At 40.7% G+C, this 14,356-nt stretch carries 11 protein-coding genes and 1 other RNA gene; 3 read left to right on the top strand and 9 right to left on the bottom strand.

Annotated features, from left to right (window positions below):
- Position 1 precedes the first annotated feature (1 nt).
- From A8140_RS05170 to A8140_RS05160, 3 genes are all read right to left on the bottom strand, one after another.
- Positions 2–1,213 (bottom strand): TniQ family protein, encoded by a 1,212-nt coding sequence (locus tag A8140_RS05170; RefSeq protein ID WP_005535626.1) that lies wholly within the window; start codon positions 1,211–1,213, stop codon positions 2–4.
- A 290-nt stretch (positions 1,214–1,503) separates the two neighbouring features.
- Positions 1,504–2,880, bottom strand: a complete 1,377-nt coding sequence (locus tag A8140_RS05165) for a UvrD-helicase domain-containing protein (RefSeq protein WP_005535628.1) — start codon at positions 2,878–2,880, stop codon at positions 1,504–1,506.
- Positions 2,877–4,574: an ATP-dependent nuclease gene (locus A8140_RS05160; protein ID WP_005535630.1), complete on the bottom strand. Its 1,698-nt coding sequence runs from the start codon at positions 4,572–4,574 to the stop codon at positions 2,877–2,879. Before A8140_RS05160 ends, A8140_RS05165 begins: the two co-directional genes overlap by 4 nt.
- A gap of 590 nt (positions 4,575–5,164) precedes the next feature.
- Here A8140_RS05160 and A8140_RS05155 point away from each other — a divergent pair.
- Both A8140_RS05155 and A8140_RS05150 read left to right on the top strand, forming a co-directional pair.
- Entirely contained in the window at positions 5,165–5,731 is a 567-nt protein-coding gene (locus A8140_RS05155; protein WP_033000587.1) for an SLATT domain-containing protein, read from the top strand.
- Positions 5,731–7,065, top strand: a complete 1,335-nt coding sequence (locus tag A8140_RS05150) for a reverse transcriptase/maturase family protein (protein WP_005535635.1) — start codon at positions 5,731–5,733, stop codon at positions 7,063–7,065. The genes A8140_RS05155 and A8140_RS05150 overlap by 1 nt, the downstream gene beginning before the upstream one ends.
- A gap of 1,070 nt (positions 7,066–8,135) precedes the next feature.
- Here A8140_RS05150 and A8140_RS05145 read toward each other — a convergent pair.
- Both A8140_RS05145 and A8140_RS05140 read right to left on the bottom strand, forming a co-directional pair.
- Positions 8,136–9,518: a DEAD/DEAH box helicase gene (locus A8140_RS05145; protein WP_005535640.1), complete on the bottom strand. Its 1,383-nt coding sequence runs from the start codon at positions 9,516–9,518 to the stop codon at positions 8,136–8,138.
- Positions 9,512–10,057, bottom strand: a complete 546-nt coding sequence (locus A8140_RS05140; protein ID WP_005535641.1) for a hypothetical protein — start codon at positions 10,055–10,057, stop codon at positions 9,512–9,514. The genes A8140_RS05145 and A8140_RS05140 overlap by 7 nt, the downstream gene beginning before the upstream one ends.
- A 101-nt stretch (positions 10,058–10,158) precedes the next feature.
- Between A8140_RS05140 and A8140_RS05135 the strand changes: the two genes are divergently transcribed.
- The gene (locus A8140_RS05135; RefSeq protein ID WP_005535642.1) at positions 10,159–10,467 is read left to right on the top strand and encodes a helix-turn-helix domain-containing protein; all 309 of its coding nucleotides are present in this window, start codon (positions 10,159–10,161) and stop codon (positions 10,465–10,467) included.
- Between the two features lie 3 nt (positions 10,468–10,470).
- On the opposite strand, the gene A8140_RS05130 is transcribed toward A8140_RS05135, so the two are convergent.
- The 4 genes from A8140_RS05130 to ffs form a co-directional block, all read right to left on the bottom strand.
- Positions 10,471–11,565 (bottom strand): TniB family NTP-binding protein, encoded by a 1,095-nt coding sequence (locus tag A8140_RS05130; protein WP_005535643.1) that lies wholly within the window; start codon positions 11,563–11,565, stop codon positions 10,471–10,473.
- Positions 11,534–13,399 (bottom strand): Mu transposase C-terminal domain-containing protein, encoded by a 1,866-nt coding sequence (locus tag A8140_RS05125; RefSeq protein ID WP_038863241.1) that lies wholly within the window; start codon positions 13,397–13,399, stop codon positions 11,534–11,536. Before A8140_RS05125 ends, A8140_RS05130 begins: the two co-directional genes overlap by 32 nt.
- 2 nt (positions 13,400–13,401) lie before the next feature.
- The gene (locus A8140_RS05120; protein ID WP_005529859.1) at positions 13,402–14,025 is read right to left on the bottom strand and encodes a TnsA endonuclease N-terminal domain-containing protein; all 624 of its coding nucleotides are present in this window, start codon (positions 14,023–14,025) and stop codon (positions 13,402–13,404) included.
- Between the two features lie 119 nt (positions 14,026–14,144).
- An RNA gene (ffs, locus tag A8140_RS05115) (signal recognition particle sRNA small type) lies at positions 14,145–14,241 on the bottom strand.
- Between the last annotated feature and the right edge of the window lie 115 nt (positions 14,242–14,356).

Below are 14,356 nucleotides of genomic sequence, written 5' to 3'. Positions count from 1 at the left end.
ATTACCACTCAGGTAGATATACGCTTAAACCATCACTTTCAGAGCTCATTCGAGTCAGCTTTGTTTCGATGACACTTCTCAGAGTAAACGCTGATTCATGACTCGCTATCTTTGTATGCATTCGCGGCCTAATAGCGGCTTTGATCTCACCAAACTCATACAGCCGATATACCTCGTCTGTTGTACAAGAAAGCAATGTAGAAGCATCTAGGGGGCTGAGCAGTACATCACCGATATTTCCTTTTGCGTTTGAGGGCACTTTTGCCATTAGCTTTGTAAAGTAAGCTAACACCTGTGTCAGTACGATATTGTGACTCAACTGCCGACTAGGTAACTGACGACAATCTTTAAGCAGAGCGCCAAAGGCTTTATTGAAAAACATCTTCTTCCAATCTTTTACTCGAACAAGTTCTGCCTTCTCTTTCAAGGTTTCGAGGTCTTGCCACAGCTCCGTTGGCCAAGCGCAACAATATTCAACAAATGATTCAAAACTGAGGTCATCGATATCACCATAGCGATTTACATACCAAAGTAAAAAGCCATAGCGCTCAGATAACGTCATTTCTCCCTTTAGTAATCCCAAGGGTTTTGAATCATTCCCTGACAACCATTGAGAGACCAACACCTCAGCCTCTGGCGCACCCTCTACTGGCGAGTTTCGGAGTTCATAACCGCATTCACACTGAATAATACTCTCGGTGCTTTGGTATTCAAGTCTCGACTTACACTCAGGACAGTGATGAACCAGTATACAGCCATGGTGTTCACAAGCTTGGTGAGAGATAAATTGCCACTGCTGGCGAATGTAAGGTGCTTCGTCAATACACAGAGGGCAAATAGGCGTAAAGCGCTTACGAAGAAAAGCATATGGATAGTCATAACCGAATCTATGCACAGCTTTGTACTGCGGAGAGAATTGAGCTTTCGAATGTGATAGCGCGAGACGCAATACACCAAAGTTATTGAGCTTTAGTTGGTTCTCAAGATGAATAAGAACCCGCACTCGCATTTGGCTTGTGGTTTGAGCGTGGTAGATATTGACTCGGTTGAGTTCTAAGGGAAAGGCACCAGCAATCGCTTCATGCTGATCCATCGTGTCAAACCAGATATCTTCGGCAAAATGAGAAAATCGCTCGTAGCCTTGTTCTTGCGATAAGCGTAAGAAGAGGCTTTCGAGCGATTCGTCAGGGTAAAGTTGAATGTCCGTTTTCACATGTCACCACTAAAACTTAGAATATCTAAGTTTTAGTATCGGAGATATTTCATGCATTGCAACCATAGAGGCCAACATAATTTGAAAAAATGCCTATAAACTCATTCAAAATACGACAGAATCGCTTGGTGATCACAAACTATGATGCGAAAGAACTAAAAAAATTCTGCCCCAAAATGAGTTGCAACAAGTGTCAAAGAGAATTATTTACAGGGTCACTAGATATCACACATTTTTTGATGTCTGACTTCTACTATTAGACTCCATGGGTGTTTGTGGACAGATGTATACTAGTTATGAGTAACGAATCCCAGTTCACCTATGGAATCCCTAACAGCCGCCATATCTTCTTTAGCGAGTAAATCGTGATCTAAAGCTAACACCAGCCTCTTTTTGGCACGAGTAAGAGCGACATAGATTTTTTTCCATTCTTTATTAAATCGATTTGCTTTGCTAATACCATTTTGAGTTAAGTATTTCAGAGTATTAGGGCTAAGTATGATTACACACACATCAGCATCCAATCCCTTGATAGATTCGATACTTTGGACTTTGAATTGAACATCATTTTTTGTGCATGAATTGCATAGCTCATGTAATTGGGCGAAGTGCTGTTTATTAAGAGCCAATGAATGCCGAGCAATGAGTTTACTTATGGCTTTCTTATTATCTTCATTGATCGCATCGTCCATAAAGTCAGAAAAAGCTGCTTTAACAAACAAAGCTTTGTCTTTCTTGTGGTTAGAATCACGAATCATTTCCTCGATCTCTCGTGGGAATGAGTGTTTGTGTTTAGATGAAGTTGTATAGCGACCATTCTTTTTGTCGATACAAACAAGCTGTTTTGTATCTAAGTAGTGCGTTAGTAGATCGTCATATCGCCCGTCCGTCGATTCAATGTACATGAGTTCACCAACCATTTCTGATAGTGACTCTTGTTGCTGATTTTCATAACAGAAGCTGTTTGAGACAGTTAGTATCTCTCTGGGGACTCGCCTAGTTTGATTGTTGATCGGTAGTATGGTCGCGTATTTTTTTTGAGCTAATTTTTGAATGAAAGCCTCAAGATCTTGGGGAAACTTGATTGCTTGTTTTGGATCTCCGATCATGTATATGTCAATATCGTTGCTGCCTAGAACTTCGAAAAAGCGAAGTGCATCTTTATCTAAGTCTTGGACTTCGTCGATGAATATCTTGTCAAAACAGCTTCCTAGAATAGCCAAAAGTCTGCGGACTTTAGCTTTCTTCGCTCTGTTGTTGTGCTTGCTGGTGGTTTCATCAACAATTTGTTTAGCGATGTTGTAGACGCTCTCGGCATGAATGATATTTTTATCTTTTAATCGCTTTAAGTGCCAGTTTTTGAATCTAGCATCGCTCGGTAACATCATTATTGATGCGTCGTTATACACATCTCCGAGAGTGAATGACGAGAATGGGTAGATGATTTCGTTTAACAAGAAGCTATGTACGGTCTGTATACAGAGATTCGACGGAATAAAGCCATGCTGTTTGATTATCTCTTGCTCTATCTTCGCTGTTGCAGAGTTTGTGTACGTCAGTGCAAATGTCTTTTTGTGACTAGTACAAGCTTCGATGTGCTCTATCAAAGTCTTTGCTAAACCATAAGTTTTTCCAGCACCTGCACCAGCAATCTGTACTTCTATCATGATACCGCCTCGATAACCTCAGCGATGTGAGCTGGTAACTTGATATCCAGCGGATTCTCTTCATCAACCATCGCATCACATACATCAAGCATTCTTGCTGTCTTACCATTAATCATGTATTTGGATACTGCGTCGAGGTCGCCTTCCATTTCGAATAAATCATTTAGTAAAGCTAGGTTGTCTTCTGCTTCTACTAAATCAATTTCAAGTGTGTAGTTTGTTGTTGTTCTTACAGTGACATTCGCATGCGCTGTGTCATAGGCATCATGTTTGGCTTTAGCCGCATCTGAATTGTCATAATCACGGACAACACCAATTTTCTTGTTCTGATTATCTTTGTTCAAGGCTAGCCATATATCTAAGAAAGTGGCGTAACCACGTTGACCAATTGGAATAATATCAATGTCGTTGAGGGATGGCTGTTTAGACAGATAAGTGCTGATTAGCATTTCTTCAGTCGGACCTTCTACGAGAATGACTTTGTTCGCAAACAGCAGCTTTAAGATGTCGAAGTTAGGTCTCTTTCTTAGGTAATCAACTAGCTTAGTTGGAGTATCAGACAGACTAATTGCTTTCTCGCCAGTAAACGCCAACACATTAGAGATCTTTAGCTTGTTGATGATCGATGGGTTATGGGTCGAAATGATAGTTTGTACAAGCGAGCCACTATTGCTTGAGCTTTTCTCAATGAAGTCTCTTACTAAACGAAGGTTGTTAACGCTCAAGTGTGCTTCTGGTTCTTCTATACAGCACAAGTTGAATGTATCACCACATGACTTGTAGTAAGCAAACAAGATGAGTATGTAGATAAGATTTCGTTGTCCTAAGCCTTTTTGGTACAGAAATTCATTCCCGTATTTCAAAGTGATGTTCGATAAGATGTTCTTCAAGTTAGGCAGGTTAGGAGTGCACTCAAGCTGTTTGATAATACTGTCGTAATTCTCAAAATCGTCATTAGTTCTAATGACTTTGTCGAATGTTTCAGTCTTTTCAATAGCACTAAAAAACTCAGAGTAGGCGGTATTGATCTGACCTTTGTCGTCATCGTTGAGAGTGTTCATAAGCAGTTTGGTGAAAATGCTATTGGACTTCATTGAGCTGCTTTCTGAGAAGTCATCTCGCTCTGCATTGATGCTATGGAGACTGACGTGTTTTAAGTCACTGTATGCGATAGGCTTTTCGTTGTTCACAGAGACGACTTGGTAGTCGTATAGCTCAACGGGTAGAGTAAACCAGTTAATATCATCTAAAATCTTACCAGCGAACGATTTCTTCACGACCTCAAGCAAATCTTTGTCGTCTTTAGGCTTAAAGTCGTATCTGATTTTGTAAGTCTCTTTATCTCCATCTGCAACAACCCACTTAGCTAACAGTGCTGTTTCATAAGCATCTTTCGGATCAGCGAACTCTACGGTTACTGATACTTTAGGGATCTTTTTAAGCTGATTCTCTTCGGTGTCATCATTGACAACGGACGTTAGAAAATCAATAACGGAATCTTTGTTGAAATCAGAAACACTCAAACGCTTCTGGTTGAAGTCTATTAGGTTGCCGCTTAACGGTAACGAAAGTGCGGTGAAAAAGTTCGTCTTACCAGTATCGTTTTCACCAATAACAACTGTCAGTTGTTGAAGTTTAGCTTCGAAAGTGCGGAAACTACGGTAGTTGTTAATCGTTACCTTTCTGATGTACATAGGAATTCCCCTAAAAAAGCATACAAGCGCATATGCCACTAATGTACTACAGGTTATGTGGTTATTGTATTGTTCCTACTACTTGTTGGTGCCTAAGTGTGATCGCAAGTAACTCACAAATGTTCAGAGGTGTGCTAAAGCTAATCGTGGCAAACACACCTTTGCCCCTTTCCTTGCTAGTTATCCTAATAGGGTAACTTCCAACAATTCACTTTATCATACTTTTTCTAATGGATAAGCAAAGGCAAGGCTAAAGCATTTTCGTCTACTTTAATGCTACTGATGGTATAAAAATTTGAATGTGTTTTGGAAAGTTTATATTCAATTGTCCCCATCACTATAGTAAGGACAAGGCCCTAACATCTTAATATAACAATCAAAATATTATCAGATGCCACTTCAAACAATTGTATGCAATTCAGCGAAGTGCTACCATCACCGCGCCCTGTCGGTGTGTATGTCTACAAGCCTCCAAAAGAGGTGATTCTAATCATGAAGCGAATTATCGCTTACTTCCTTTGTGGAGTAGCTCTTTTTAAGGGCGTTAACGGTCTTAAAGTATTCCCGCAGGGCATTCATTCGGAGTATCTATGAATAAAGATAATATTTGGTGGACACGAAAAAACTGGATTAATGCCGAAAAAAGATTAAATAGCATGGCTACATGGTCAAACTTAGCTCTTTTTTGGTATTCACTATGTGGCGTTTTTGCTTCAGTGCTAGTGTTAGGAGCGGAGCAACCAGACATCACCTCAAAGCTGTTTATCTGCTTTTCTGTATTTGTTTTTTGTGCTTCTCTTTTATCGTCATTAGGGCGCTATGCTGATAGAGCCGCAAAACTAAAAAGTGGCTATATTCAGCTACAAGCATTGCATGCAAAAGTTAAACACAAACAATCTTTAACTGAAGAAGATGAAGCAAGGTACACGCAGATCCTTGACTCCTGCGAAAACCATTTTTGGTCTGACTTCACTAACTCAAAAGTAGAAGCTTATCTAAATACCAAAGATAAAAGCGAACTCACGATAGTAGCGACCAAACTGGACTTTGTCTTATATTTTGGAATGCGTATTGTCAAAGTTATCAGCCTTGCAGCAATAATCTTAGCACCTGTGCTGTTAATCTATTTTTCTATTTTTAAAGACGTTACTAATTGATGACAACTTCGATATCCGAAACCTTTACTTCTGAAAACTTAAGAGCCATATACTTAACACATTTTGCACTATCGAAAGTTACCGGAGTGGACTGTATTCAACCAAAGCATTTCTCTAAGGTACAAAGCCAAGAACTCCATACCATTGTCACTAAAGTTTACTTTAGCAATTACAATTTCACTAGATACAAAGAAAAATTGATATCTAAAGGGGCCAATAAGCCTCCTAGACAAATTGCTATCCCCACTCTAAGAGATCGAATTACTTTAAAGGCTCTCAATAATTATCTACAGAAAAACTTTGGACAAAAATTAAGTGTTCAAGTACCTCAACAAGCAACTAGAGAAGTAAAAAAAGCTCTTGATTCTGGTCTTTACGAAACTGCAATAAAAATAGACATAAAAGACTTCTACCCTACTATTAATCATCAAAGTCTTTTGCATCAACTAGAGAAGCTAGGTGCAGAACAAGAAGCAATAAAGCTTGTTCATGCAGCTATATCTACAGGATTTCAGAAGAATCAAAGTAATGAAATCGGTGTCCCACAAGGCTTGTCTATCTCAAACGTACTTGCTGAAATCTATATGATGGAGGTAGACGAGAGACTGAAAAAACCAGGCATCTTCTATAAAAGATATGTCGATGATGTACTTATTTTTTGTAAAGAAAAAGATGCTCAAAAAATCTATAAAGATTTTGTTCAAGAGGCGACAAAGATAGGCTTGAACGTTCACGATCTCGAACAAAACTCGGACAAGACAACTATAACCCCTATAGATCAAGAATTCTCTTATCTAGGCTATGTATATAACCCAACAATACATAAAAAAGAAGTGTCAGTTTCAGTAAGAGATGCGAGTAGAAAGCGGTTTCAAGACTCCATAGCCGCTCTTTTTACCTCTTATGCAAATGCAGGAAAACACCGCTCAAAAGCACTTCTATTCTGGAAGCTTAATTTGAGAATAACCGGATGTATAGCAAGCAATAAATGTAAGGGATGGTTATTCTTTTTTTCTGAAATTGACGATATGAAAATGCTTTTTGAACTCGACAACATGATAAAGCATCTTTGCGTTAGAAATCGTGTGGATTATAAGAACGTTAAAAAACTCACTAGAGCAATACATGAAGTTAAGCATCATAAATGGAAGAGTAACTACTTCCCAAATTTTGATTCATACAAAATCAAAAGTATGAAAGAAGTCATTTCTCATGATGTGGGAATTCCAGTCCATAAACTGAAGTTATCGGACAATGAAATTAAGGACCGATTTTGGTCTATCGTAAATAGAGAAGTTAAGTCAATGGAAACGGACATTTCAAGCTTCTCCTAAGTAAAACTATTCGACTAATCTTAAACATCAAACTGGATGCTAAGCTACGCGGTTTTACGTATTTTTAGTAATTAACGAGCTGCTAAATTAGTAAGTTTGTTGACTCATTTTTTTTCGTGCGACGTGAAGTCGCATGAAGCGCTGTTCACCGCGATAAGAGTGAACCGTTTGTATCACCAGACGACCCTAAGGCTCTGAATAAAGCAGCGAGCCTGACAATGTAACGAAGTTTGGCACTGTGCCAAACGGGAGCAGAACCGTGAGGGAATGCTCCTCCTGATAACCACGAATTGGGTGAGTGCTAGGGAATCAGTATGATGAACGAAAGTGAATCCATGTAAGGTGCGTTATACGTGAAGCAGCGGAAGTGGTTAATACGCTGTGGCCAAACGGCGATGGGAGTAGGAAAGAGGTTGGACAATGCTCTTTCGTGATCGATAGGCTCCTCGCACTATAGTGGGCATCTACCCTGATATTGCGCGACATGCGGAACACGGTAAGCCAGTATCGTTCCTTCGGGAAAGCTGTCTGTGAAGAGAGCCGATAGCGGTGCTGGTAAAGGAGGTTGGAAAAAGCGAATGCTGCATTGTAATGATGCAGATACAAACGGATGTTTGACACGAAAGTGTGCTCACTTCCAACTGGTCTCCCATTGCAAGATGATTTGGAAAACTTTATTTAAGAAGGAACGCAGATGATCTCTTCTCATGAAGTGAGTGCCCCTTCTGGCAGCACCCAATGGCAATCCATCGACTGGAAAGCGGTTGAGCATCATGATCCGCCCCAGCAGTTTTGGACACTGAGTTAAGTGAATTTCCATACTTGAAGTTATCCGTACTTTACTAATTTAGGAAATTCACTGAAACATTTCTGTCCAAAAGTTTGTTGCAAACGTGTCTACTATGTCTGTGATCACCGAGCGGTAATGTTATTGGTTATCTAGGGCACAAATTATTGGAGCCGAGAGTATCTCAAGCCGCCGCAGTACTACTTGGTTGACTTTGCAGCGGACCCGATTACTAGAGAAGTGCTACAGGCAAAACACTGAAAGAGATTGAAGCGGAATCTATTTAGATAAATGCAGCGATGACTCGCTGTTTAAATTGGCCTAACCTCAGCTCATCCATGGCTAAAGTGAGTCCTACATTATTTGAGTCAATAACATCTGAAGCTTCTCCCCAACTAAGTAAGCTTGGTTGGGGTCGATTAGATTGAACGCTTTCCGATAAGGCACTAGGTGGTAGGCGCTTTTCATCAGTAACACTCGGCACATTATTCTCTTGTTTAATGTACATACAGCTATCAGGAATATCCTGCTCAATTCTTTCAGCAAACCCAATCAAACTTTCTTCAGCGAAGGTATACAACCATGCTTCTTGGTTGGGTGAATCATTAACTCTCAATATCCTTCCAAGGACTTGCCTAAAGTAAAGTTCCGTTTTGACCGAACTCATATGGCAGCAAACCTGCAACCGAGGGATATCCGTGCCTTCACTTATCATTCCAACACTGACTATCCACTGAACATTCGAGTGACGAAAAGACTCAATTTCATTTAACGGATTATCATGGTGATAAGTCACGATGCATGCTGATTGATGAAAGCGCTCAATCAGTCGCTTTTGAATATGTTTAGCGTGCTTGATAGAAGCAGCGACGACTAAACCACCTGCATTTGGGGACTCTTGCCTTATTTGGGCTAGCTTTTGGCAACCACTATTCAATATGTAGTTCATAGCGTCTTCATTGTGAATGACACTGTGATAAGAGACATCAGATTGTTTAAGGCAATCAAGAATAGAAGCGAAGTGTTGATTGTCCCTGCCAGCATTAACACTCAGGTGTTCATTATCAATTAAAACGATTTTAGGGCGGCGACACACCTTATCAACAACTGCCTGTTGCAAGCCATATTGATAATCACAAATGAGCATACCATCAGGGTCGGAATACTCGGCCATAACTATCGGTAACCGATCAGAACGCCAAGGAGTGCCCGACAGCGCTAATGTGTAACGGGCAAAACCTTGGATCTTACTGACAATTTCTAACCCCCATGAATTTGACCTACCCTCATCATCAAACGAGCAATGGTGGATCTCATCAAATACGACTAGTACCCGATATTTACTGACGGTGTTCCAGAAGTTTTCATCTAAAAAACGGATGGATTGATAGGTATAAGACCCACCTAAAGAGCCCAAGCCTCCATTAAAGGAACATTCCAGTTTCCATGAAAAGGTATTTTTCATCCCTTCAGCGACCGAAAGTGATGGTGAGAAACAGAGAACTAAGTCAATCATACCTTCTTGAAAAAGACGCTTAGCAACCTCTGCTGCCATAACGGTTTTACCAGCACCAGGAGTGGCTTGACAGAAAAAATGTGGGCGTCGATTTGATGAAAACTTATTGATAGCCAGCTCTACGCACTCAGCTTGCCATGTTCTTAACATTGGGAAGCCTTGCTTTGGGCTACTTGCATCCAGTTGGTTAGTGCATTGATTTTGCCCAATAGCTTAGCTGATCGCTCTCTCGCTGCATTGAATAACGGTTCCATATCATGCTTGTTGTTTGGAAAACGCGTTAACAAAGATTGGTATTCCTCAATCTCGCCCAGAGTAATCGCTAACTCACCTTCATGTTGTTTTTTCTCTTGTTCTAGTGCATTTAGAGAGAACTCCGGAGTTTGAACAGTTATTGAATCAACTTTAGCTTTCTTATTTCTAGCTGCTCGAGGCTCAATTATAAGTGCTTTGAATTCATTAGTTTGATGGTAACGCTTGCCTCTGCGAGTCCCAATGACAGAAAGCCAGCCTTTCTCCTCAAGTGATAGAAGTTGCTTATAAACATACTTTCGAGCTTCATCACTGCTCGTAAAGGTTGAAGTACTATTTAACAAAGCATCCCTAGCTTCTATAACAGAGAAATCATCCATCCCTTTTTCAATCAATAGGTTAAACATATCAGGGTTAATTCTGGTTACTTTCTTCATGTGACTCTTGCACGCAATAAAAACTTAGGATTGCTAAGTATACAAAAATCAGTAAAACTTAGACAATCTAAGTTATCTAAAGGTTGAAAAGAAATGTGTAAGTGCAGAAAGACAACCCAATCCCAGCGAGGCTCAAAGCTGCGCGTAAAAAAGCCAAGATCACCCAAAAAGATTTAGGGGTGAAAATTGGCATGGAACCAAGTTCGGCTAGTGGGCGAATGAACCATTATGAGAAAGGTAGACACGTACCCGATATTGGTACGCTTGAACGTATGGCTGAAGAGTTAGGTGTGCCGCTAAACTACTTTTTCTGTAGGAACGAATTGAGTGCTGAACTGGCGTGTGCCATTGATAAGATGAGTGATGAAGAGAAGGCGGTGTTACTTAAAAGTCTAAAGAGTGAGAGCTAATACTTAAGCTTTAAGTCCATTTTTGCTCAGTAACATACTCAATGGAATTGCATCCGTAAATCGCGGAGCAAGTATCTTATCTTCTACGGCAATGGCATTCAGGTTGTAAGACGATCCAGAGTCAATTTGATGAAGACGAAGCTCCTCGATAGAACAATTAAAAGGGTTGTCCAAGTAGGGAAACTTAAATGAAAAGGTACGTGACAATATCGCTTTATCTATCGTATCAACGTTCTCACTGAAACTCATAAGTAATGCGTCTTTCAAGAAGTGCTTTAACGCTCGGCACTCCCCTCTACACATAATAAACAAAGGATATAACACTTCATTTTTTGTAAGCACTGGCGGTTCATCAAAGCCCATTCTCGCACTCAAACCAGCAACAAATTTAGCAAAGTGCTTTTTTTGCTCCAAGTCAAAACTATAAGATACCGTTCCACTCGAATGGCTGTTAGCTTTCAACAGCTTGAAATAGTTAATCTTTCGTCTCCAACTTAATCGTGAGTTCCATTGTGGCTCTGTCGCTATTACATCAGCATATGGCATACCAACCAGCACAAACGAGACTTTTGCTTCTTCACTTATATATTTGAACGTATTAGCAATAGCTTGCCTTTCTTCTGCTGTAGAAAACTCCACAAGCTCTTGAATTTCATTGACAATAATCAGCTCTACAGATTTACGCTGAAGTTGCTTTACGACAGCTTCGCCAAGTGCAATTTCATTCCGTCGTCGAGGGCTTCTTCCACCTAACTTTCCCCCCAAATCAACTAAAAACTGCGTAAGCGTGTTCTGTTCATTTATGCGGCTTGGCACTCTGGTGCTAAGAACTGGTTGTTTACTCCAAGTTGAACTCGACGGAAAGCGGGATAGATAGTTGTTAATCAGCGCGGTCTTTCCACTTCCGGCCTCTCCAGTTAACAAGAAAGACTCTGGTTCACCGCCAAGAGAGTGGTTAAAACGAAGTTGATCGAAAATAGAGTAGATTTCAGCAATTGCAGGGTATTCAATAAAGCAGGTTTCAAAGGATCTTAACTGTTCAAACTGCCTAGATGTTAAGTTCAAATTAATACCCCTCAATATCTTCAAAATCATCATCAGATAACTGCTCTGAGACATCGAACACTACAGTGGTTTCTTGTTTAACTGGAGTCGTATTGATTGAGCTTGGCCCCTCTGACCCCACATCATTAAACCTTGCTAGCTTCGAAGTGTTACCCGTTTTAGGCAAGCTAGACCTATTACTTTTTGTACTTCGGAACCTATCAGTTTCTTCCTGAATACGTTTTTTCATGTATAGAAATGTATCCGCAAGCGCCTCGTCATCAGCAAGCTGCTTAGTATTGAGCCTGCGTACTTTTTGTATTCGCTCGTGTTCAAAAAGCGACAGCCCTTTTGTATATCCGCTGTTGTCTACCGCTGGAACTTTTATGTACCTCTTTTCCGACTCTATATAGACATGGATATAGCTGATATCAGCAGGGTCTGTTTTGGTCTTAACAAACAGCTTTTTCCCATTATTGGACGCACAATATTTACGGTATTCAATAAGTTCGGAGGACTGATAGCGTAGGTTATGAAGCCTGATCCCTGCCACTCCAATGGTTCTGTGTCTAAGCAAACCTAGCTCAACTCTCAACTGCTCCTTCTGAGCACCACTGTAGTAGGAAGGAGTCCATTCCGATTGATTCCACTTGTGGTATGGAATGTCACGTTCTCTTGAATCAGGTGCCATATGGTAATAGTCGACAATCCACTTATGAAGTAACTCAAGAAACACGGAAACTCTAACCACCGCATCCTTTTTAGGATTGTAATCTTGAAGTTGAGTAGGATTGGTGAACGTTTTTCCAGGCAATGCGTTTACTAAACCTTTGTTCATCTGATCAAACAGCTTTTCTATCCCAGACTTTCGCCAAGGCTTAGCTGCTTGGCTATATTGGATGTCAGACACTAGAGGCCGTAACGAATCTTCCAAGCTTTGACTCCAAAATTCGGCACCATTATCGACAACTAAACAGTCAATCTTACCGTGGCAAGGCCATTCATTATCAATACATGGATATCTTTGCTTTACCCAACTCTTATCTAATAGCGAGTTCAATAGCGCCTTCCTGACAGAGTCAAAACTAGGCTCTCTAAAGTTGATACTGCACCCTACGATACATTTACTGAAGCGGTCATATAGCATCGTCAGGTAGGGTCGCCCTAAAGGAATATCTAGCTCGTCATCAATCAAAATCACTGGAACTGGAGTATGGTCAATTTCGACAAACTCCATTGGTTTAGTCGCAGCCACCTGTTGACCAACTGACCGAAATTCTCGGTCTGCGTATCGTTTGCCAAACCTTGCAATCGCAACCTCATATGGAGGTAAGTCGTGTATTCGATTGTAAAAAGAGCGCTCTGAAATTGGTTTGATTTTCCCCTCGACAATCCCGCGATTTATTTGAATCACTCGACTCTTATAGTATCGGTATGCTTCTGCGACGCTAAGTCGTTCACGTGTCAGGTATACGTTCTGAATTGCCTCATCAATCAAGGATTGCGAATTTATTTCTTTTTGGCGGTTGCCCTTAAACGAATGTTTCGGAATAAGTGCACATGGGTCTTTACCCGCTTCAAAGTAAGATTTTTTCCAAGTCGCTAAAGTTCGCCAACTCGGAGGAGTGAGCTGTAATTCCGACTCCACGAGACTTAAGATAGGGTTCAAGTTGTTCTCGGTCCATCCGCCATTTAAACGCTTCTCCACGAAAGCGATGATTTTGATACGACGGATAACTTCTTGCTGTACCTTCGGTGATTGAGAATCAATAGTTGAAGAGATTTCAATAGGTTCTTGAATTAGATCTATTGGAAGTGGCTGAGGCTCTCCTTCTGAAGCTTCAAACTCATCAAAGAACCCAAATATGTTATCGGAGTCCGATGGCATAGTTAGCACCAAACATAGGTTTCGAGCCCAAAGTTAATGCCGTTTAGGTCTGTTTTAACTTGTCCCGAAGAGATCCAAGGTAGAGTAGAGATAAGTGTGTCCTGCTCCGATAAACCGAAATACAAAGACACCTCTTGTAACTTCACCATTTGCTTGCGTTGAATAAACTCCAAAACTAGCTTTTGAAACTCAGTCACGGTTCGCAATCCGGAGTAACGGTGTAGTAGCTTGAAGTTATCTAAAGTTGGTCCCATTCTAATTTGCTTCTCAGTAACTAAAACTAAGCGTCTGTTAAAGTCATTCAATGCAACTCTTTGTTTCTCTTTAAATCGGTCCCTGAAGTCAGGTTTGAGAATCTGGCTAGAGTGTTTCACTTCGAAGAAAGTTGAATGGTCATCGTGATCTGTCGCCAAAAAGTCGGGGGTATATCGACACTTTCGATTATTGAATTGATAGTGGAAACCAAAAGGTTGGGAGGTGAAGCTTTTGATGTCTACGTTGTATTCAAGGTGAAAACAGAAATCAAATTCTAAAATGGACAGAGTGCGAACGACAGCATCATTCTTCAAGCTCATGAACTTACAGATGTTGTGTACGTGGGATGACTTTTTGGTTTGGTCGAACATAGCAAAATGACTTTTGTTGTAAACCTACAACAAAAAAATAGACTATGAAGACTTATGGTGCAAATATGAAGAAAGCCTGCAATTTATGCGAACATATATTGCAGGCTTCATAAAGGGTGGGACCCCAGCCACATCCCGGCACACAAGTCACACGCTGCGGCTGCTTCCTTCCGGACCTGACCGAGTTCACGAGCTATTGTTGCGAGAGGACCAAGGCCCCATAATTCTGTTTTGAGAGCGTGTCTCAAATGATGTGAGGATTATTCAGCATCGCCTGTCGGATTGCAAGGGCTAAAGCGACGATTTTCTCCTTTTCACTTCCGTTTGGACA

It is taken from the genome of Vibrio campbellii CAIM 519 = NBRC 15631 = ATCC 25920, from assembly GCF_002163755.1.
Lineage (GTDB): Bacteria > Pseudomonadota > Gammaproteobacteria > Enterobacterales > Vibrionaceae > Vibrio > Vibrio campbellii.
The sequence above is the reverse complement of the archived record's forward strand: the minus strand, read 5'-3'. Positions and strand labels throughout refer to the sequence as shown.